At 57.6% G+C, this 19,546-nt stretch carries 18 protein-coding genes; 8 read left to right on the forward strand and 10 right to left on the reverse strand.

The window, feature by feature from the left end:
• Nucleotides 1-18: 18 nt before the first annotated feature.
• From IV109_RS18265 to IV109_RS18275, 3 genes are read right to left on the reverse strand one after another with little or no spacing between them, the layout of a single operon-like run.
• Nucleotides 19-693: an energy transducer TonB gene (locus tag IV109_RS18265; protein ID WP_296700238.1), complete on the reverse strand. Its 675-nt coding sequence runs from the start codon at nt 691-693 to the stop codon at nt 19-21.
• A gap of 38 nt (nt 694-731) precedes the next feature.
• Nucleotides 732-1,415: a Fe2+-dependent dioxygenase gene (locus IV109_RS18270; RefSeq protein ID WP_296700241.1), complete on the reverse strand. Its 684-nt coding sequence runs from the start codon at nt 1,413-1,415 to the stop codon at nt 732-734.
• 17 nt (nt 1,416-1,432) lie between these two features.
• Complete coding sequence (locus tag IV109_RS18275) at nt 1,433-3,637, reverse strand: TonB-dependent siderophore receptor (protein WP_296700247.1); 2,205 nt, start codon at nt 3,635-3,637, stop codon at nt 1,433-1,435.
• A 215-nt stretch (nt 3,638-3,852) separates the two neighbouring features.
• Here IV109_RS18275 and IV109_RS18280 point away from each other — a divergent pair, with 215 nt between their 5' ends.
• Nucleotides 3,853-5,019 (forward strand): DUF1513 domain-containing protein, encoded by a 1,167-nt coding sequence (locus tag IV109_RS18280; protein WP_296700250.1) that lies wholly within the window; start codon nt 3,853-3,855, stop codon nt 5,017-5,019.
• A gap of 10 nt (nt 5,020-5,029) precedes the next feature.
• On the opposite strand, the gene IV109_RS18285 is transcribed toward IV109_RS18280, so the two are convergent.
• The 4 genes from IV109_RS18285 to IV109_RS18300 all read right to left on the reverse strand — a co-directional run bounded on the left by IV109_RS18285 (nt 5,030) and on the right by IV109_RS18300 (nt 8,498).
• Entirely contained in the window at nt 5,030-5,293 is a 264-nt protein-coding gene (locus tag IV109_RS18285) for a hypothetical protein (protein WP_296700254.1), read from the reverse strand.
• 5 nt (nt 5,294-5,298) lie between these two features.
• Nucleotides 5,299-7,236: a ferrous iron transport protein B gene (gene feoB / locus IV109_RS18290; protein ID WP_296700258.1), complete on the reverse strand. Its 1,938-nt coding sequence runs from the start codon at nt 7,234-7,236 to the stop codon at nt 5,299-5,301.
• The gene (locus tag IV109_RS18295; RefSeq protein ID WP_296700261.1) at nt 7,233-7,541 is read right to left on the reverse strand and encodes a FeoA family protein; all 309 of its coding nucleotides are present in this window, start codon (nt 7,539-7,541) and stop codon (nt 7,233-7,235) included. Before IV109_RS18295 ends, feoB begins: the two co-directional genes overlap by 4 nt.
• Nucleotides 7,542-7,676: 135 nt before the next feature.
• Nucleotides 7,677-8,498: a pyruvate, water dikinase regulatory protein gene (locus IV109_RS18300; RefSeq protein WP_296700264.1), complete on the reverse strand. Its 822-nt coding sequence runs from the start codon at nt 8,496-8,498 to the stop codon at nt 7,677-7,679.
• 226 nt (nt 8,499-8,724) lie between these two features.
• Here IV109_RS18300 and ppsA point away from each other — a divergent pair, with 226 nt between their 5' ends.
• The 7 genes from ppsA (at nt 8,725) to dnaB (ending at nt 16,643) form a co-directional block, all read left to right on the forward strand.
• Complete coding sequence (gene ppsA / locus IV109_RS18305) at nt 8,725-11,118, forward strand: phosphoenolpyruvate synthase (protein WP_296700266.1); 2,394 nt, start codon at nt 8,725-8,727, stop codon at nt 11,116-11,118.
• Nucleotides 11,119-11,163: 45 nt separating this feature from the next.
• Nucleotides 11,164-13,473, forward strand: coding sequence for a VC_2705 family sodium/solute symporter (locus tag IV109_RS18310; protein WP_296700269.1), 2,310 nt, complete (start codon nt 11,164-11,166; stop codon nt 13,471-13,473).
• 116 nt (nt 13,474-13,589) lie between these two features.
• Complete coding sequence (rpsF, locus tag IV109_RS18315) at nt 13,590-13,955, forward strand: 30S ribosomal protein S6 (RefSeq protein WP_296700272.1); 366 nt, start codon at nt 13,590-13,592, stop codon at nt 13,953-13,955.
• A gap of 23 nt (nt 13,956-13,978) precedes the next feature.
• Nucleotides 13,979-14,278: a primosomal replication protein N gene (priB, locus tag IV109_RS18320; RefSeq protein WP_296700275.1), complete on the forward strand. Its 300-nt coding sequence runs from the start codon at nt 13,979-13,981 to the stop codon at nt 14,276-14,278.
• Between the two features lie 29 nt (nt 14,279-14,307).
• Nucleotides 14,308-14,592: a 30S ribosomal protein S18 gene (gene rpsR / locus IV109_RS18325; RefSeq protein WP_011464487.1), complete on the forward strand. Its 285-nt coding sequence runs from the start codon at nt 14,308-14,310 to the stop codon at nt 14,590-14,592.
• 11 nt (nt 14,593-14,603) lie between these two features.
• The gene (gene rplI / locus IV109_RS18330; RefSeq protein ID WP_296700277.1) at nt 14,604-15,056 is read left to right on the forward strand and encodes a 50S ribosomal protein L9; all 453 of its coding nucleotides are present in this window, start codon (nt 14,604-14,606) and stop codon (nt 15,054-15,056) included.
• Nucleotides 15,057-15,236: 180 nt separating this feature from the next.
• A complete protein-coding gene (gene dnaB, locus IV109_RS18335; protein ID WP_296700280.1) occupies nt 15,237-16,643 on the forward strand; it encodes a replicative DNA helicase in 1,407 nt (468 codons plus the stop codon).
• 10 nt (nt 16,644-16,653) lie between these two features.
• Here dnaB and IV109_RS18340 read toward each other — a convergent pair whose 3' ends face one another.
• From IV109_RS18340 to IV109_RS18350, 3 genes are all read right to left on the reverse strand, one after another.
• The gene (locus IV109_RS18340; RefSeq protein ID WP_296700282.1) at nt 16,654-18,351 is read right to left on the reverse strand and encodes a PhoH family protein; all 1,698 of its coding nucleotides are present in this window, start codon (nt 18,349-18,351) and stop codon (nt 16,654-16,656) included.
• 176 nt (nt 18,352-18,527) lie between these two features.
• Nucleotides 18,528-19,013, reverse strand: a complete 486-nt coding sequence (locus IV109_RS18345; protein ID WP_296700284.1) for a peroxiredoxin — start codon at nt 19,011-19,013, stop codon at nt 18,528-18,530.
• 140 nt (nt 19,014-19,153) lie between these two features.
• On the reverse strand, nt 19,154-19,534 hold the full coding sequence (locus IV109_RS18350) for an Mth938-like domain-containing protein (RefSeq protein WP_296700287.1): 381 nt from the start codon (nt 19,532-19,534) through the stop codon (nt 19,154-19,156).
• Nucleotides 19,535-19,546 lie beyond the last annotated feature (12 nt).

The following is a 19,546-nucleotide window of genomic DNA, read 5'->3' on the forward strand; positions in this document are numbered from 1 at the left end:
CCGGATAAAAAATGAAAACTATTCGAGTACGAAGTTGATGGGCACGCTGAACCACATGGCTTCAGGGATGCCGGCCCGCTTGCCAGGGAGGTAGCGCCAGCGCAGTACGGTGCTCAAGGCGGCCTGATCCAGCCGGTCAAACCCGCTGGATTGCTTGATTTCTGCTTTCTGCGCTACACCATCGATGCCAATGAGTACACGCACCACCACCTTGCCCTGCTCGCCCAGGCGCTTGCTCAGTGGCGGGTAGGGTGGCTTGGGGTTTTGCAGGTAATCGGCATCGCTGGAAGGCAGTTCCACCCGTGCTGGCGCGGGTGGAGCCAGCGCTACGGGGGCTGCAAGAGCAGGGGCCGCGGGTTGCGGGGCGGTGACCCCGGTCGGGGCGTTGGGCGCTGGCGTGGTGTCTGCAATGGCCAGGGGCTGGGGCGCTACGGCCTGAACGGGAACCGGTGTTTTGGTCACGGCTTGTTTCACGGGCGCAGGCGGTGCCGGGGGAGCTGGCAGGACCTTGGGTGCAGGTGGCTCGATGAATTCGCTCAGGATTTCAGCCGGTACCACCAGCTCGACGGCCCGACGCAGCAGTCCGGTTTGAAGGGCCCATAAAGCGAGGATGTGGAAAACCACGACGCTGAGGGCGATGATGGCGTTGCGGTTCATGCCGGAGAGGAGTGGAGGGGGCTCAAGTAAGCTCATAGTTTAGAGGCTTGCGGCTTCGGGTTTCATGGCGGCACTCATGTGTCGGCCCACATGCGCAGCAGGTTGTGGTAGCTCCCGGTCAGGCCGGTGGTCTCGGTCGTTTCACCGTGGCGTTCGCGCAGGCCAAGCAGGTTCATGTCCAGCTCATACAGCAAACGCCGTTGTTCGTCGCTGCGAACCATGCTTTCCACCCAGAAAAAACACGCCAGTCGATAGCCGCGCGTCACAGGCTTGACCTGGTGCAGGCTGGTTCCAGGATACAAGACCATATGCCCTGCCGGCAGTTTGACGGCCTGTTCGCCGTAAGTGTCTGCAATACACAGCTCGCCACCCTCGTAGTCGGCAGGGTCTGACAGAAACACCGTGCATGACACATCCGTGCGCACTCGCTGGCCGCTGTCTGGCAAATACCGTACAGCACCATCGATATGGTTGCCATAGTAATTGCTGCTCCCTCCGTAGCGGTTGAGGCGTGGCGGGAACACGCGCTTGGGCAAAGCGGCAGAGAAGAACAAGGGGCATTGGTCCAGCCCGCGCAGGACCATGCTGCGGATTTCACAGGCAGCGTCGCAATCGTGCGGCAACTGCTCGTTGTTCTTGACCTGTGCCGCCTGCACGCCCGCACCCGGTCGCCCATCACCCCAGGGCGCCTGGGCCAGCAGGTTTTGGGCGTGGCGCACTTGATCGGTCGTCAGAATGTCGGGAATATGGAGCAGCATGGCTGTGGCTTGAAAATTTAAAACCTGGCGTTGAGGGTCATTTGCACTGTGCGGCCAGCACCGGGAATGTAGTGGCCTGTGTACAGCGCATCCGCATAGAGCTTGTTGGTGATGTTGCTCACATTGCCTTTGAGTGTGAAAGTTTCGTTGATCTTGTATTCGGCCATCAAGTCTGCAGTCACATAGCTGTCTACCGTCCAGCCAGGGTTGCGAATCGGAGTTTGCTCCCCGCGAAAGTTCACACCCAGGCCCACGCGCCATTGCGATGTAATCTGGTAGGTGTTCCAGACGGTGCCGCTGTGCTCGGGGGTGAGCGAAGGGCGTGTGCCCTGGCCCTCGGAGCCGGCTACGCCGATGTCGATGTTGGCCTCTGGTATCCACATGTAGGAGCCGTAGATCTCCCACTGTGCAGTGAGTTTGCCCGCCACATCGATTTCAAAACCGGCCACATGGCGCTTGCCCGAAAGTGTGACCAGATTGACCAGGGGGTCGGTGTTGCGCTCATGCAGCTTGGTCGAGCGAAACAGTGCCAGACGGGTGGTGAAGCGTTTGTCGCTGGAGTCGAGCTTGGCGCCCAGCTCCAGGTTGATGCTTTGTTCCGGCGGGATGTCCTGGTTATTGGCGCTGAGTGAGTACGCTTCACCCGAGGTGTTGAACGAGGTCGCCGCCGAGAAGTGGTACGAGTGCAGCGCGTTGGGCTGGTACAGAACGCCCACCCGTTTGCTGACTTCCGACACCTTCATCGAATAACTGGTGGTGGTAACGGGGCCCGCCGCGTTGTTGGGAATGGCGAAAGTGCTGTAGTCGCCTGTCAGGTTGTCATAGCGAAGGCCTGCAAGCAATTTCCAGTGAGGCGCTACCTGGACCAGGTCTTGCGCGTACAGGCCGTAGCCGGTGGAGTCGAACTGGTTGGTCTGGCGCAGTACGCGGGACGCCTCATTGATGAATGCGCCGTCATCCGGGGTGCCGGCGGTGGTATTGGGCTTGGTCAGGTTGACGCCGCCTTGTGCTGCGGTGCGAGCGCCGTACACCTTGCGCTTTTCCTCGGCGAAGTCTGCGCCGGCCAGCAACTCATGCTGTACCCCCAGTGCCTTGAATTTGGCGCTGTAATCGGTTTGTAGGTACAGCGTGTCCATGTCCTGGATTTTCAGTTGCGTGCCGCGGGTCAGCGCCGTGGCGTCAGAGAAGTTGGCCAGGCTGGTGCCGGCGGCCAGACGAACCGTGCCTGCCCGCTGGTCACGCACATAGGAGCCTTTGCGAATGGATGTTTTCAGTTCGCTGTCGTCCTGAAAGCGATGTGTGTGGCTGGCGCTCACGTGCTGCGCGCTGCCTTTGTTGTAGTCACTGGCCATGCCGTAGTAGGCACTGGGATCGAGTTTATTGATCAGTGTCGTGTCTGACACCGGGGAGCCGGAGGTGGGCCGGATCCAAGGCATGCCGTAGTTCATGCCGTTGTTGTTTTGCAGGTCATATATGCCCACCGAGAACTCGTCCGCCGTGCCGATGCCAAAGCGGTAGGTGGCGGCAATGCCTTTCTTGTCCAGGCTGCTGCCTGCGCCGTTGTTGTCGGCCTTGGTAACCATGGCGTTGATGCGCAGTGCCGCGTTCTCACCCGTCCGGATGTTGAAGTCCCCGGTGACTCGGCGGTAGTTGTGCGAGCCAATGGTGGTGGAAATCTCGCTCTCATCAATCGCGCGGGGTTGTTTGCTGACCTGATTGACCGCACCGCCCGTGGAGCCGCGACCAAACAGCATGGAGGCCGAACCGCGCAACACCTCAAGGCGGTCCAGGTTGAAGGTGTCGCGTTCGTAAAACGCGGGGTCGCGCATGCCGTCGATGAACACATCGCCCGTGGCTTGAAGCGAGAAGCCCCGCAGGCGAATGTCTTCTTCGCCGCCTTCTGCCGCCAGGAAAGAGATGCCGCTGGTGTTTTTCAGCGCCTCCTTGACGGTGTCCAGGTTGCGGTCGTCAATCAGTTTTTCCGTGACCACGGTGACCGACTGGGGAATGTCACGCAGCGCCTGTTTGCCCTTGCCGATGGTGCTTGTTGTGGCCCGCAGAGCGTCTTTGCCCTCGGGTTCCTCGGCCTTTTCTTTCACAACAACGGGCTTCAAGGCTTTCTCGGATTCGGTGGCAGGTTGCTGCGCCAGAGCGTTCATGGAGCTTGCCAGAAGAATGGCGCCCAGGGGCAGAAGGGATGATGACTTAGCTATCGTTTTCATAACAGGCTGTGCATTGGATGTGAGGGCTATGGCCTGTTTTCTCTGAATTTTGGAGCGTTTGGACATGGTGAAAATCGGGTTCAGTAAAGGCTGGCTGAATCCGCAAACGTCCAAAGAGTGCGCGGTGTGGCTGCCTGAATAATTAAGATGGTTCAAGTATAAATGCGAATCGTTACCATTTACAATAGCATTACAAATAAACTTTGATTGCCATGATGAATAAACGTTGTTTCCTGGAGCAGGCCTCGGTTGCGCTGGCTGCATCACTGATGCCCGGTCTTGCTGCGGCGCAGATGTCGGGTCTGGCTGAATCAACGGACTCACCTCCCGTCTTTGTACTGGCGGCAGCCTGGCGCAGCAGTGTTGGCGTTCCAGGTGATTTCGTAGGTTTGCTGCGAGCCGATTGGGCTGCTGGTTTGGTCGAAGTGAAAGCGGCTGTGTCTGTGCCTACCCGAGCCCACGGTCTGTTGGCGGAGCCCGGTGGCGGCTTTGTGGCGGTGGCCAGTCGGCCGGGCAAATGGCTGTTGCGCTGCGATCCGAGGGGGCAGGTAGTGCAATGGCACCGAATGGACAGCGAAGCTGAAGGGCGCAGTCTGGATGGTCATGTGTGTGCCAGCGCGGATGGTGAATGGCTGTACACCGCCGAGACCAACCCGCAATCCGGCCAGGGCTGGATCGGTGTGCGCGAACGGCGCAGTCTGCGCAAAGTGGCTGAATGGCGCACGCACGGTGCGGAACCACACCAACTCCTGCTTGATGCATCAGGCGCGCTGGTGGTGGCCAACGGCGGCATTCTCCGGGCGGAAGGGGACAAAAAGCGCGATCTGCATTTGATGGATTCGTCCTTGGTCCGTCTGAATCCAACGACCGGTGAGCGCCTGGGGCAATGGCGCTTAAAGGACTCGCGTTTAAGCCTGCGCCATCTGGCCTGGAGCCATCCGGATGCCACTGGCGCTGCGCAGGGGCAAGGCAAACCCTTGCTGGGCATTGCCTTGCAGGCCGAACATGATGATCTGATGCAACGCCGGGCAGCCACCGTGCTGGCGGTGTGGGATGGCGAGAAGTTGCTGACCCCCACCGCCGTGGCGGCGGGCAGTGGCTATGCCGGCGACATTGCGGCAGGACCGGAAGGCGGTTTCGTGATCAGTTGCCAGCGCGCCAACATGGCTGTGCAGTGGCGCCCCGCAGCGCCCGCCGATCTGATCGCGGTGGCTCAGTTACAGGACGTATGCGCCCTGTCGCCCACGCAGACCGGACCACAGTCGCAGGGGGTTTTGCTGGGTGCGGCCCGTGGTGTGGGGCGCTGGCATCCGACGATGGCGCCTGGTTTCCTGAAATGGCCCGGTGCGATGGTGCTGGACAACCATTGGGTGGTGCTGTAGCTGCTGGAGCTCAACGCTTGCGCGGATGCCACTTCACAGTTTGTGGCGTGGCAGCGCCCGACGAGCAGCCGCTGCAGTGTGAACCACAGGCGCTGGCGGTTTGCCGCAACTTTGTGGCGACAAAAGCAGGCACTGGAAAACGCAGCAAGACCTGCTTCAACGCCTGTTGGAGCTTTTGAGGTGCCAGCGTAAGCAGACAATACACCGCACAGCCCGCAACCAGCGCCGACACCGTCAGGAGTTGGAAAACCTCATACAAGAAATGAGTGTTCATGGTGTTCAATTCAGGGTGATCGCAGTCACAACGCGAAAGGTGATGAACGACGCCACATAGGCCAGGGCAAATAGATAGGCGGCCATCAAGGCCGGGTAGCGCCAGGAATTGGTTTCACGTTTCACAATGACCAGGGTCGAAATACATTGCGGCGCAAAGACGTACCACGCCAGCAGGGCGTAGGCGGTTGCAAGCGACCAACCCTGCGCAATGATGGGGCTCAGGGCGTTTGCGGTTTCTTCACCCGTGGCCGACAGGGCGTAGACCGTACCCAGCGCCCCCACGGCAACTTCGCGTGCCGCCATGCCGGGCACCAGTGCGATGGAGATCTGCCAGTTGAATCCAATGGGTGCAAACACCACCTCCAGCGCGTGCCCCAGCATGCCGGCAAAGCTGTACTGGATGGCGGCCCCCGTGGCTCCGTCGGGCGGACCTGGAAAAGTCGCCAGAAACCACAAAAGCACCATCACCGCAAAAATGATCGTGCCCACGCGCTGCAGGAATATGCCTGCGCGCTGCCAAAGCCCGAGCAGGAGGTTGCGCAGGTTGGGCATCCGGTAGGGGGGCAACTCCAGCATCAGCGGCTGGTAACTGCTTTTCATCCAGGTGCGCTTGAAGACCCAGGCGACTGCCATGGCCGATAGGATGCCGGCGGCGTACAGGCCAAACAGGGTCAGCCCTTGCAGGTTGAAGGGGCCCACATCGCGCCGCGGCACAAAGGCGCCGATCAGCAAGGCATACAAGGGTAATCGCGCCGAACAGGTCATCAGCGGGGCGACCATGATCGTGGCCAGACGATCCCGCCAGTTGGGGATGGTGCGGGTGGCCATGATGCCGGGAATGGCGCAGGCAAAGCTGGACAGAAGGGGAATGAAGGCCCGCCCCGACAAGCCGACCTTGCCCATGACGTTGTCCAGCAAAAATGCAGCACGTGGCAGGTAGCCGGAATCTTCCAGGATGAGGATGAAGAAGAACAGGATCAGGATTTGTGGCAGAAATACCACCACGCCCCCCAGTCCCGCCACCACGCCATCGACCAGCAGGCTTTGCAACATGCCTGGCGGCATATGGACCCGGACGAAATCGCCAACAGCCGCAACCATTGCCTTGATCATGTCCATGGGCAGATTGGCCCAGGAGAAAACAGCCTGGAAAACCAGCAGCAACAGGGCCGCCAGAAGTACCAGGCCCCAGACAGGGTGCATCACCACGGTATCGATACGGTGGTTGAAGCGTTGAATTTTGGGTGCCAGGGGGACCGAAACGGCCAGGATCTGATTGACTTGCCGTTGAAGATTCAGTTGATCAGGCAGCGCCTGGTGTGAAACTTGCCGCCCTGCTTTTGTCAAAGCATCGCTTTGCAGTGCATTCTGGGTAGCTTCCAGGAGGGCATCCCGTCCGTTTTCCACGACATGGCCGGCCCGGCGCAACAGCCAGTTGCCCAACAGGCTGTTGTCGACGGCAACGGTCTCCACGACCGGCAAATTGAGTTCGGCCGAGAGCCTGGATACATCAATCTTGAGTCCGTTCCTGCGTGCCACATCCATCATGTTCAAGGCCACCACGATAGGGCGACCGAGTGTCAGGAGCTGCAGCACCAGCCGCAGGTTCATGCGCAAGTTGGTGGCATCCACCACGGCAATGATCGCATCGGGCATTACTTCACCCGGACGTCGCCCCATCAGCACATCGCAGGTCACCATTTCGTCGGCGGTGGTGGGGTTCAGGCTGTAGGTGCCCGGCAAATCCACGATCGCCAGAGGGGTGCCGTCTGGCAGCTGGACGCTCCCTTGCTTTCGCTCGATCGTGACGCCTGCGTAATTGGCCACCTTCTGATGGGCCCCCGTCAGCAGGTTGAACAGGGCAGTTTTGCCGCAATTAGGATTGCCGACCAGTGCGACGCATGCGGGTTGCTGGAGCACTGTGTCTGGTATTTTGCTCATGAATGAGTCGTCGGGACGCGATCACTGACCTCGATGCACGAGGCCTCAAGGCTTCGCAGTGCAAAAACGGTTTCACCGATTTGAACCGCAATGGGGTCGCGTCCGCCAGGGCCACGCCGCAAAACCGTCACGATCTCGCCGGGCAAAAAGCCCAATTCACCAAGTCGCCGGGTGACAGCCGCATCATCGCCAGTGCCCAAGGGCTCGCTCAAACTGACAACGGCGGTGCTGCTGTTGGCGGCCATTTGGTCAAGTGTGCGGCGGGCTACAGGCCGAGCGGCGGCCTTCAATGAGGTGTGAGGCATGAGCAATGAGAAAGGAATGACGTTACGACACCCGAATGAGCGCCGACCAGCCGCTCACAGTATAGGCAAAACTCGGCTTAATAGCAATGATTCTCAATAAGATTGGTGGTGTGTCGGGGGTCGACTTGATGCAAATCAATAAGTAAGCCGTTCAGGTCTGATTTCCTGAAGAATCGTGGTGGCGATCTCTTCGATAGACTTGGTTGTGGTCGACAGCCATCGGATGCCGGCCCGGCGCATCATCGATTCGGCTTCACTGACCTCCATGCGGCAATTTTCCAGGGACGCATAAACCGAGTTGGGCCGGCGTTCGTTCCGGATCTCGCTCAAGCGTTCGGGTTGAATCGTCAGTCCGAAGATCTTGTTCTGATGGGGCTTGAGGGCTGGCGGCAAATGACGCCGTTCAAAGTCCTCTGGAATCAGGGGGTAGTTGGACGCCTTGAGTCCATATTGCATCGCCAGATACAGCGACGTCGGTGTTTTCCCGCTCCGGCTGACGCCAACCAGAATGACATCCGAATGTTCAAGGTCGCGGTGCGATTGCCCGTCATCATGTGCCAGGGAGAAGTTGATGGCTTCGATGCGCGACTGGTATTCCTTGCTCTTGCTGGCATCGCTGAAACGACCCACGCGGTGATGGGATTTGAGCTTGAGCTCGGTTTCAAGCGGGTGCACGAAGGTGCCGAACATGTCCAGCAGCAGTCCCTGACAGCCGTCGGTGATGACCTTGAGCACCTCCATGTTGACCAGGGTCGTGAACACAATGGGGCGCTTGCCGTCCACCGTACCCGCGTGGTTGATTTGTCGCACGGCCTGGTGGGCCTTGTCGACAGAGTCAATGAAGGGCAGGCGGACATGGCGGGATTTAACCTCAAACTGGGCCAGGATGGCGTTGCCAAAGGTTTCCGCGGTGATGCCGGTACCGTCGGAAATAAAGAATACAGTTCTGTTGGGCATGGTAGGTAATGGCTCGGTTGGCTTTCAGCATTCTGCAAGGACGACCTGAATTGTGGGCCGGTTCGCGGCCTACAATGGCAACAATCTAACCGAATTTTTTCGTGCATTGCACTGGCCGACAAGAACAACAACGATTCGCCAGATTGCTTTCACGGCTGAAGCTGTGCGGCACCAGACTGCTTGGCTTCATGTATTGAACCGCTTTTAACTTCTGGAGCTATGTCCCATGTCTGCACTTTTCAATCCGACCGATCTGGTCGTACCGTTTGAAAATCTGAGAATGACTGATGTTGAGGCGGTTGGCGGTAAAAACGCCAGCCTCGGCGAAATGATTTCACATTTGCCTTCGGGCGTCAAAGTACCCACCGGTTTTGCGACGACGGCCCACGCCTTCCGTGATTTCCTCGCCTTCGAGGACCTCGGTGGCAGGATCAATGCCAAGCTCAGTGCGCTGGATACCGAAGACGTGAGGGTTCTGGCGCAGGTTGGGGCCGAGATTCGCGCGCTGGTTGAGGTACAGCCTTTTCCCGCTGATCTTGAACAGGCGATTCGCGGTGCTTTTGCCACCTTGAGTGCCGGCAACCCGCAGGCTTCGTTTGCCGTTCGTTCGTCCGCCACTGCGGAAGATTTGCCGGATGCTTCATTTGCCGGGCAGCAGGAGACCTTCCTGAATGTGGTTGGCATCGAGGAAATTCTTCACAAAATCAGGGAGGTGTTCGCTTCCCTGTACAACGACCGAGCCATCAGTTACCGTGTGCACAAAGGCTTTGCCCATGAACATGTTGCCTTGAGTGCTGGCATTCAGCGCATGGTGCGCTCCGATTTGGGTGCTGCGGGCGTCATGTTCACCATTGACACCGAGTCGGGTTTTGAAGACGTCGTGTTCATCACCTCCAGTTACGGCCTGGGTGAGACCGTTGTGCAGGGCGCGGTGAATCCGGATGAGTTTTATGTGCACAAGCCAATGCTCAAGGCAGGCAAACGGGCGGTGATTCGTCGCAGTCTGGGCTCCAAGTTGATCCAGATGCAGTTCACGACAGCCGAAGAAAAGGCCGCCAGCGGCAAGTTGGTGAAGACAACCGATGTCCCGACTGAGTTGCGTAATCGGTATTCACTGACCGATGCCGATGTCGAGAAGCTGGCTTCTTATGCCTTGGTGATTGAGCAGCACTATGGTCGAGCCATGGACATTGAATGGGGTAAAGATGGCCTGGACGGTGAACTTTATATTCTGCAGGCTCGCCCGGAGACGGTGAAGAGTCAGGCTGCGGGCAAGGTTGAATACCGCTACAAACTCAAGGGCAAGAGTGCGGTGATCGTCGAAGGGCGCGCGATCGGCCAGAAAATTGGTACCGGTCCGGTCCGCATCGTGCACAACATCAGCGAGATGGATAAGGTCCAGCCCGGTGACGTGCTCGTGACCGACATGACCGATCCCAATTGGGAGCCGGTGATGAAGCGGGCCTCCGCGATTGTGACCAACCGCGGCGGGCGTACCTGCCATGCTGCCATCATTGCGCGCGAACTGGGTATTCCCGCTGTGGTGGGTTGTGGCCATGCGAGCGAGGTTCTCAAAGACGGCATGTTGGTGACCGTGAGCTGCGCCGAGGGTGACACTGGCTTGATTTATGACGGTTTGCTTGAAACCGAAGTCACCGAGGTGCAGCGTGGGACCATGCCTCAAATTGCCGTCAAGATCATGATGAATGTTGGCAATCCTCAGCTGGCTTTTGACTTTTGCCAGCTCCCCAATGAGGGTGTTGGCCTGGCGCGTCTGGAGTTCATCATCAATAACAACATTGGCGTGCATCCCAAGGCGATTCTGGACTACCCCAATATTGATGCAGATTTGAAGAAGGCGGTCGAGTCCGTCGCGCGCGGCCATGCTTCTCCCCGGGCTTTTTATGTGGACCGGGTGGCCGAAGGCGTAGCCACGATTGCTGCCGCGTTCTGGCCCAAGCCGGTCATTGTGCGTCTGTCGGATTTCAAGAGCAATGAGTACCGAAAACTGATTGGTGGCAGCCGTTACGAGCCTGAGGAAGAGAATCCCATGCTCGGTTTCCGTGGCGCGGCGCGCTATGTCAGTGCCGATTTTGGCGAGGCGTTTGCGATGGAGTGCGAAGCGCTCAAACGCGTACGACAGGATATGGGCCTGAGCAATGTCCAGGTGATGGTTCCTTTTGTGCGAACACTGGGACAGGCCAGGAAAGTGACCGAGCTTTTGGCCACCCACGGACTCAAGAGGGGTGAAAACGGGCTCAAGATCATCATGATGTGCGAAATTCCGAGCAACGCTATTTTGGCGACGGAGTTTTTGCAGTACTTCGATGGTTTCTCGATCGGCTCCAACGATTTGACTCAGCTCACTTTGGGGCTTGACCGTGATTCCGGTCTGGAGCTGCTGGCCGCTGACTTTGATGAACGCGACCCTGCGGTGACGGCTCTTATCAGCCAAGCCATCAACGCTTGCAAGGCTCAAGGCAAATACATCGGCATTTGCGGTCAGGGTCCCAGCGACCACCCTGATTTTGCCGAGTGGCTGGCCAAGGAGGGGATTTCCTCAATCTCCCTGAATCCCGACTCAGTGGTCGCAACCTGGCAAAGGCTGGCTGGGCAATAGCAAACCCCTATGGGCGATGGCATCTCGCGATGTCATGATGTGGCGATGTTGAATCCAGCCTTGGGGACGAGTGAGCGAGAACCGGTTTCAGGCGGATTTCGCTTGCATGGCTGGCTTCTCGCGACTTGGTTCGCGGCATCGTTCGGCATCGTCTTTTTTGCGCGTGACCTGCAAATGATTGTGGGCAATTGGCCGGTGGGCTACTGGTTTGCAGCGCAAGGCAGTGTCTTCATTTTTATCGCCATCGTTGCGGTGTTTGCCTGGGTTGCCAACAGGCGTGATGGCGCGGTCTCGGTCGGCGATGTGGCCTATGCCAATTACCGGCATCGCTTGCACCGGAAATTTGCCATCTATGTCGTTTGCCTGCTGGTTTTTCTGCTGGCCCTGGCTTTTGCCGAACGGCTTGGTCTGAAGAAGGCGTGGGTGGGCGCCATTTTCCTTTTTGCCACGGTGGGCTTGTATGCGGTGATTGGTATCTACGGCCGCACCTCGGATGCTTCAGAGTACTACGTGGCGGGCCGCAGCATCCCTGCCGTGTACAACGGTATGGCAACCGCCGCCGACTGGATGAGTGCCGCCTCTTTCATCAGCATGGCTGGCGGGCTTTATTTGCAGGGCTTTTCCGGCACTGAATCGCAGCCGGGCGGTTTGGTTTACGTCCTGGGCTGGACGGGCGGGTTCTGTCTGGTTGCCTTGTTGGTCGCGCCTTATCTGCGCAGGCTGGGCCTGTACACCATTCCGGACTATTTCGGGGTTCGCTTTGGTGGACGCTGGCCCCGTGTGATTGCTGCGTCTGCCGCCGTTCTGTGTTCTTTTACGTATGTTGTTGCGCAAATTTATGGCGTAGGACTTATCACATCGCGACTGACAGGGGTGCAATTTGAAATCGGCATATTGCTGGGCCTGGGCGGGGTGCTGGTGTGTTCATTTCTGGGGGGGATGCGGGCCGTGACCTGGACCCAGGTGACGCAGTATGTCGTTTTGATTCTGGCCTTTTTGATTCCGGTGTCCTGGCTGGCCTACAAGCAGCTTGGAAATCCAATGGCGCCGTTCGTCTACGGCCAGCAGCTGCCCAAAATTGCAGAGCTGGAGCGACAACTGTCCAGTTCGTCGGCGGAGTTGCAGGTGACGGACGAATACGCCCGGCTTGCACAGGTCTATGAATTGAAGCTGCGAAACATCGAGGCGTCGCTGGAGAGTGATCGCAAGACAGCGCGGGAGAAAATTCGTGTGCTCAATGAGAAGCGTGCCGACGAAGCCATCGTGGTTGCTGCGCGACGCGAATTGGCGGCGCTGCCCAAAGATGTGGCATCTGCCCAGGAACGCTGGACGCGCGCCAAGCAGGACAACCTGGATCGGGCCAAACCGCTGGGCGGCATGCCCGTGCATGTCAAGCCATTTGCCGGGGACCCCCAAGGCAGCGTGGCGGAGCAGCAGGCGTTCGACATTTCCCGTCGCAATTTTCTGGCCTTGATGTTTTGCCTGATGGTGGGTACCGCTGGTTTGCCCCACTTGCTGACCCGTTTTTACACGACCCGTACGGTTGCGGAGGCACGAACTTCTGTGGCCTGGTCGCTTTTCTTTATTGCACTGCTGTATCTGGCGGCGCCGGCTTTGGCCGTTCTGGTGAAGTTTGAAGTGATGAGTCAACTGGTGGGGCAGAACATTGATGCCCTGCCGGCCTGGATTGGACAATGGGCGAAGGTCGATCCGACCCTGATCTCGGTCAGCGACGTCAATGGCGACCGGATTCTTCAGTTTGCGGAACTCAAGCTGGGGGCGGATATTGTGATGCTGGCTACACCGGAGCTTGGTGGCATGCCCTATGTGGTGTCCGGCCTTGTCGCGGCGGGCGGCTTGGCTGCTGCACTTTCGACTGCGGATGGGTTGTTGCTGACCATTGGCAATGCGTTGGCGCACGATTTTTTCTTCAAAGGCGAGAGCGACAGGGTGGGCGCTGTGCGACGGGTGATGTTGTCGAAGTTTGCGTTGCTGGTCGTGGCGCTTGCCGCCGCCTATGTGGCCGCTCAGCGTCCGGCCGATATCCTTTATCTGGTATCAGCATCCTTTTCCCTGGCAGGTGCCGCCTTTGTGCCTGCGATGGTTTTGGGTATCTTCTGGGTAAGGACAACGCGGCAAGCGGCAGTTGCCGGCATGCTCGCTGGATTGGGTTTGACCATCTACTACATGGCTGTGAACGCGGTCCCCATCAGATCGGCGCTGAACCTGCCTGGCAGCGGGCTGTGGTTTGGCATTCAGCCAATTTCTTCCGGGGTGTTTGGCGTTGCGGCCGGCGTCCTGGTCATTGTGGTGGTCAGCCTTTTTACCCGTTCTGCTGACTTGCCAAAAGACTGATGCGAAACCCTTGTGTGAAGGATGGCATATAATGCTGGGCTTCGCCTTGCCATACCTCAATTAGACGCTGAGGGTGGCTTTTTCTGCCCAATCCGGGCCATCCACAAGGAGTATCAATGCGTCATTACGAAATCATCCTCATGATCCATCCGGATCAGAGCGAACAAGTTCCCGCCATGCTGGAACGTTACAAAGGCATGATCACCGCAGGTGGCGGTAAAGTGCATCGCGTCGAAGACTGGGGTCGTCGTCAGCTGGTCTATATGATCAACAAGCTTGCCAAAGCTCATTACCTGTGCGTCAACATTGAGGCCGATCAGGCCGTGATGGCTGAACTGGAGCATGCTTTCAAGTTCAATGATGCAGTATTGCGTCATTTGACAGTGTTGAAGAAAAAAGCCGATACCGGCCCATCTTCGATGATGAAAACTGTCGAACGTGAAGATGCCCGCAAAGCCCAACAGGCTGAATACCAGGCTTAACGGCACGGTTGCCAGCTAGGAATGTGAGCGACGTTGTCAACCAGCTTGTTCTAACTGCCTGTATCGCTGAGCGTGATGCTCTGCGCTACACACCAGCCGGATTGCCGGCATTGAATATCAGACTTGAGCATGAGTCAGATGTCCAGGAAGCAGGGCAAACAAGGCAGGTCAAGGCAACGATCAAGGCAGTGGCTTTTGGTGCAATGGCTGAACGGCTTGGTAAACAGGCCTTGGGCAGTAACTGGAAGTTCATTGGCTTTTTGGCAACACCTCGCAACGGCAAGCACGTCGTGTTTCACATTCAAGAGTTTCAGCAAGATTAACGAATTCGTAAAAATTTAAGGAGTCCATCATGGCCGGACCAAAACGTTTCAATAACAAAGACAAGCGCCCCAAGCGCCCAGCCCAGAATCTGCTGTTCAAGCGCAAGCGTTTTTGCCGCTTTACAGTGACTGGCGTTGAAGAGATCGATTACAAAGACATCGACACCCTTCGTGATTTCATCGCCGAGAACGGCAAAATCATTCCTGCTCGCCTGACTGGCACCCGTGCCATTTTCCAGCGCCAGCTCAACACCGCTATCAAGCGCGCGCGTTTCCTCGCGATGCTGCCGTACAGCGATCAGCACAAGATCTAAGGAATACGACCATGCAAATTATTCTGCTCGACAAGGTCGTGAACCTTGGCAATCTCGGTGAAATCGTTCGCGTTAAAGACGGTTATGCCCGCAACTTTCTGATTCCTTCTGGCCGCGCTCGTCGCGCCACGGCATCGGCCAAGCAAGAGTTTGAAGCCAAGCGCGCTGAACTCGAAAAGGCCGCTGCAGCCAAGTTGGCTGAACAACAGGCCGTCGGAGCAAAGCTGGCTGGTACGACCTGCAAGCTGACTCAAAAGGCTGGCGTTGATGGCCGTTTGTTTGGATCGGTAACCAATGCGGATATCGCTGAAGAACTGAACAAGAATGGCTACAAAGTAGTCAAGGCACAGATTCGCATGCCTAACGGCCCCATCAAGATTGTTGGCGACAGCACGGTTAGCGTTGCGTTGCACACTGATGTGGTTGTGGATATCACAGTGTCCGTTTACGGCGAAACAGCTTAAACAACTGGTTCTCTGTTATAAAGCCGCCGGAGCGCAAGCTCTGGCGGCTTTTGTATTGGTGGCCTAACTTGTCCCGCGATTCCCACAGTCTGTGCACAGCTTGTCAAGAGCTTGTTCCCAGCATTTCACTCGACGCCCAACCAGCGGTGGCGTAGCATTCAAGACTCAAAGGAAACCTCCATGTCTGCCGTACTTTCTGCTGTGGGTGATGACTTCGGTCAAGACCGTCAGGTGGCGCAATTGCGCATACCACCGCACTCCATAGAGGCGGAGTCCAGTGTGCTGGGCGGCCTGTTATTGGATAACGCCGCATGGGACCGCGTAGGTGATTTGCTGCTGGAGGGCGATTTCTACCGCTACGAACACCGTATGGTTTACGCCGCCATTGGCACCCTGATCAATGCGTCCAAACCCGCTGACGTGATCACGGTGTTTGAGCAACTCCAAAGCCTGGGCAAGGCCGAGGAAATCGGTGGCCTGGGCTACCTGAATTCCCTGGCGCAGTATGTGCCCAGCGCCGGCAATATCCGGCGCTATGCGGAGATCGTGCGTGAGCGCTCGATCCTGCGCAAGCTGGTCAGTGCCAGTGACGAAATATCCACCAACGCATTCAATCCCAAGGGGCGCCCTGTGGCGGCCATTCTGGACGAGGCGGAGCAAAAGATCTTCAACATCGGGGAAGAGGGCGCCCGCACCAAGCAGGGTTTTCAGGCCATGGATACGCTGGTGGTTGATCTGTTGGACCGGGTGCAGGAGATGGCCGACAACCCGAATGATGTGACAGGCGTGCCCACCGGGTTTTATGACCTGGACCGGATGACGTCCGGTTTTCAGGCGGGTGATCTGATCGTGCTGGCTGCCCGTCCTTCCATGGGTAAAACGGCACTGGCCATCAACATTGCCGAGCATGTGGCGTTAAATGAGGGGTTGCCGGTCGCTGTGTTCTCCATGGAAATGGGTGCGGCCCAACTGGCGGTGCGTATCGTGGGTTCGATTGGTCGTATCGACCAGGGCCACCTGCGAACAGGCAAGCTGACGGACGAGGAGTGGCCGCGTTTGACGGAAGCAATTGAAAAGCTGCGCACCATCTCCCTGCACATTGATGAAACAGCGGGCTTGACTTCTAGCGAGTTGCGGGCCAACGCCAGGCGCCTGTCACGCCAGTGTGGCAAGCTGGGTCTGATCGTGGTGGATTACTTGCAGCTGATGAGCGGATCCAGCAACGATGGTGAAAACCGTGCCACCGAGCTGGGCGAGATTTCACGCGGTTTGAAGATGCTGGCCAAAGAGTTGGGTTGTCCCCTGATTGCCCTGTCGCAGCTCAACCGAAGTGTGGAGCAGCGCCCCGACAAACGTCCCATGATGAGCGATTTACGTGAGTCTGGCGCCATTGAGCAGGACGCGGACATCATCATGTTCATTTACCGTGACGAGTACTACACCAAGGACGCTTGCAAGGAACCCGGTGTGGCGGAGGTCATCATCGCCAAGCAGCGTAATGGCCCCACTGGGGTTGTGAAGCTGGCGTTCTTGCGTAATATCACCAAGTTTGAAAGCCTGGCCTCGGGAAGTAACGGAGATTTTTAAGCCATCAGGGCTATAGAACCTCGCTTGCGAAGTCGGCCAACCTGGAACGTTCACCGCGGGCCAGTGTAATGTGCCCGCCATGCTGCCAGCCTTTGAACTTGTCAACGGCAAAGGTCAGGCCAGAGGAACCCTCAGTGAGGTAAGGTGTGTCGATCTGCGCCAGATTGCCCATGCAAATGATTTTGGTTCCTGGGCCCGCGCGGGTGATCAGGGTCTTCATCTGTTTGGGTGTCAGATTCTGGGCTTCATCAATGATGACGTACTTGTTCAGGAAGGTGCGTCCGCGCATGAAGTTCATGCTCTTGATCTTGATCCGGCTGCGGATGAGTTCACTGGTGGCGGCGCGGCCCCATTCACCCGCGCTGGTGTCTGTTTTGCCAAGAACTTCCAGGTTGTCATCCAATGCGCCCATCCAGGGCCCCATTTTTTCCTCTTCGGTACCGGGCAGAAAACCGATGTCTTCGCCCACACTGACGGTGGCCCGGGTCACGATGATCTCGGTGTAGCGGCGATCATCCAGCACCTGGGTCAGACCGGAGGCCAGTGCCATCAAGGTCTTGCCGGTTCCTGCGGTGCCGGTCAGGGTGACAAAGTCGATCTCGGGATCCATCAGCAGGTTCATGGCAAAGTTCTGTTCACGGTTGCGCGTGGTAATGCCCCACACCGCGTTCTTCAGGTGGTTGAAATCTTTGAGTGTTTTGAATACTGCGGTTTTGCCACGAATTTCGGTGACGCGGGCATAGAGGCTGGGTTCGCCGGGCGCTTCGAAATAAACAAACTGATTGATCAACAAGCTGGGAACGATGGGGCCGGTGATGCGGTAAAAAGTGTGCGCGCCTTGTTGCCAGCTCTCGACCGCCTGGCCGTGCGTGGCCCAAAAATTGGCAGGCAGTGCCAGGGAGCCGGCATAGAGCAAGTCACCGTCTTCCAATGTCTTGTCGTTCTGGTAATCGTCGGTTGCCAGGCCCAGCGCCCGCGACTTGACGCGCATGTTGATGTCTTTGGACACCAGTACCACTTCACGCGGAGCGTGTTGCTGGCGCAAGGCCTCGACGACACCCAGAATCTGGTTGTCGGCCTTGCCCTGGGGCAGGCTGGTGGGCAGCGTGTAGTTCAGGAGTTGGGTCTGAAAGAACAAATGGCCACCCGCTTCCCGGTGGCCGGTGGTATTCAGGGGCAATCCGGTGGTGATGTCCGCGCCTTGGTGGCCCGCCAGCGCGTCCAGGGTGCGGCTGGTTTGCCGTGCATTGCGGGCAACTTCGGTCATCCCTTTCTTGTGGGCATCCAGTTCTTCCAGGACGATCATGGGAAGAAAAATGTCATGCTCCTCAAAGCGGAACAGGCACATGGGATCGTGCAGCAGCACGTTGGTGTCCAGAACAAACAGTTTGGTTGGGCCGGTGTGTTTGATCTTTTTCGGCTTGATTTCAGTGGGGGTTGCGGGTTTGGCAAGGCTCTTTCGGGCCGACGTGTCCATGCGCGGGGTCCGGGACACTTTCTCCGAAGTCGTTTTTTCCACAACTTCGGCCAATTGCCCGCGTGTCTGTGTGTGCTCGGTCGTGACGCGTGCCAGGGGTTTTTCCAAAATGGGGTGATCGGCAGCGGGCGCATCCGTCTTGCGGGCTTTGGGCTGCAGCCGGGCTGGCACATCGTAGTCTTGTTCTGACAACAGCGCGGCGCGTTTGGCGGGGGCAGTAGGCAATGGCATAAGAGTGTTTGCTCGCAAAGAGTGGATCGAATAAGGGCTTCAAAAACGAAAAAGCCGCCATGAGACCAAGGCGGCTTTTAGTGGGAGCACGGTTGCAAATTTCAACGGCATGCGGCCCATTATGCATGAGCAAAGTGTGCGTCAAGCGACGCGTGCAAAAAACTCTGTAACAGCCTTCAGACGAGGGCGGCGGTTTTTTTCAGTGCTTTGACAGCGACGAGTACATCGTCAACATGCCCTGGCACTTTCAGGCCGCGCCATTCTTCTTTCAAAGTGCCGTCGGCGCCAATCAGAAAGGTGCTGCGTTCGATGCCTTTGACTTTTTTCCCATACATGATCTTGTTTTTGACAACGCCGAACATGTGGCACATTTTTTCTTCGGTGTCGGCGATCAGTTCAAAAGGCAGTTCCAGTTTTGTTTTGAACTCATCGTGGGATTTCATGTTGTCGCGCGAAACGCCGAACACCGTGGCGCCAGCCTTGACAAAGTCCTTGTATTTGTCGCGAAACTGCATGGCTTCTGTAGTGCAGCCGGGGGTGTTGTCCTTCGGATAAAAATACAGAATGACGACTTTTCCGAGGTGTGATGTGTTGGAGACCTTGATGCCGCCGGTGGCATTTGCTTCAAATTCAGGGATAGGTTTATTGACAACAATCGCCATAGTTCTTTAATCTCGTGTGACAGGATGCGTCATTCGCTCAAATCGTAGGCTCTCTCTTGTGACAGCATTCGAGGCCCCCGATCGCAACCGCTGATTTTACCCTGAAAACCACCGTCAAAGCTGGTGACTTGCCCCCCGTGTTATCCCGGGGAGTCTTCAAGTAGCAGCGCAACGACAACGCGGCGCCCTTCGCCCGCAAGGATGTTGTAAGTACGGCAGGCTGCCTGGGTATCCATGGTCTCAATGCCGGTCTGTTTGTCGATCAGCGGTTTGATCCAGGCTGGCCGGGGAAAGCGAATGCGTTCGCCGCTGCCAAAGATGATCAGTTCGGCGTTCAGGTCTGCCAGTTGGGCGAAATGGGAGACATTCAGGTCGGAAAAATGGCTGCACAGCCAGTCGAAGCGCTCTCCGCCTGATCCGATGACCACGCTGCGGGTGATTTTTTCGTTTCCGATGCCGATCCAGCCAGGGCCGTAGCCGCTGATGGATGGCACGCTGATGGTGTCAGGTTGAAATTTCATGTCGGAAAAGAG

Source organism: Rhodoferax sp. (genome assembly GCF_018780565.1).
Classification (GTDB): Bacteria; Pseudomonadota; Gammaproteobacteria; order Burkholderiales; family Burkholderiaceae_C; genus Rhodoferax.

Excerpts from the sequence above, each read along its gene's own strand:
- IV109_RS18275 (WP_296700247.1), bottom strand. The coding sequence starts at position 3,637 with ATGAAAACGATAGCTAAGTCATCATCCCTTCTGCCCCTGGGCGCCATT.
- dnaB (WP_296700280.1), top strand. The coding sequence starts at position 15,237 with ATGTCTGCCGTACTTTCTGCTGTGGGTGATGACTTCGGTCAAGACCGT.
- IV109_RS18340 (WP_296700282.1), bottom strand. The coding sequence starts at position 18,351 with ATGCCATTGCCTACTGCCCCCGCCAAACGCGCCGCGCTGTTGTCAGAA.
- IV109_RS18295 (WP_296700261.1), bottom strand. The coding sequence starts at position 7,541 with ATGCCTCACACCTCATTGAAGGCCGCCGCTCGGCCTGTAGCCCGCCGC.
- IV109_RS18285 (WP_296700254.1), bottom strand. The coding sequence starts at position 5,293 with ATGAACACTCATTTCTTGTATGAGGTTTTCCAACTCCTGACGGTGTCG.
- IV109_RS18280 (WP_296700250.1), top strand. The coding sequence starts at position 3,853 with ATGAATAAACGTTGTTTCCTGGAGCAGGCCTCGGTTGCGCTGGCTGCA.
- IV109_RS18270 (WP_296700241.1), bottom strand. The coding sequence starts at position 1,415 with ATGCTGCTCCATATTCCCGACATTCTGACGACCGATCAAGTGCGCCAC.
- IV109_RS18345 (WP_296700284.1), bottom strand. The coding sequence starts at position 19,013 with ATGGCGATTGTTGTCAATAAACCTATCCCTGAATTTGAAGCAAATGCC.
- IV109_RS18265 (WP_296700238.1), bottom strand. The coding sequence starts at position 693 with ATGAGCTTACTTGAGCCCCCTCCACTCCTCTCCGGCATGAACCGCAAC.
- rplI (WP_296700277.1), top strand. The coding sequence starts at position 14,604 with ATGCAAATTATTCTGCTCGACAAGGTCGTGAACCTTGGCAATCTCGGT.
- IV109_RS18350 (WP_296700287.1), bottom strand. The coding sequence starts at position 19,534 with ATGAAATTTCAACCTGACACCATCAGCGTGCCATCCATCAGCGGCTAC.
- ppsA (WP_296700266.1), top strand. The coding sequence starts at position 8,725 with ATGTCTGCACTTTTCAATCCGACCGATCTGGTCGTACCGTTTGAAAAT.
- rpsR (WP_011464487.1), top strand. The coding sequence starts at position 14,308 with ATGGCCGGACCAAAACGTTTCAATAACAAAGACAAGCGCCCCAAGCGC.
- rpsF (WP_296700272.1), top strand. The coding sequence starts at position 13,590 with ATGCGTCATTACGAAATCATCCTCATGATCCATCCGGATCAGAGCGAA.
- IV109_RS18300 (WP_296700264.1), bottom strand. The coding sequence starts at position 8,498 with ATGCCCAACAGAACTGTATTCTTTATTTCCGACGGTACCGGCATCACC.
- IV109_RS18310 (WP_296700269.1), top strand. The coding sequence starts at position 11,164 with ATGTTGAATCCAGCCTTGGGGACGAGTGAGCGAGAACCGGTTTCAGGC.
- feoB (WP_296700258.1), bottom strand. The coding sequence starts at position 7,236 with ATGAGCAAAATACCAGACACAGTGCTCCAGCAACCCGCATGCGTCGCA.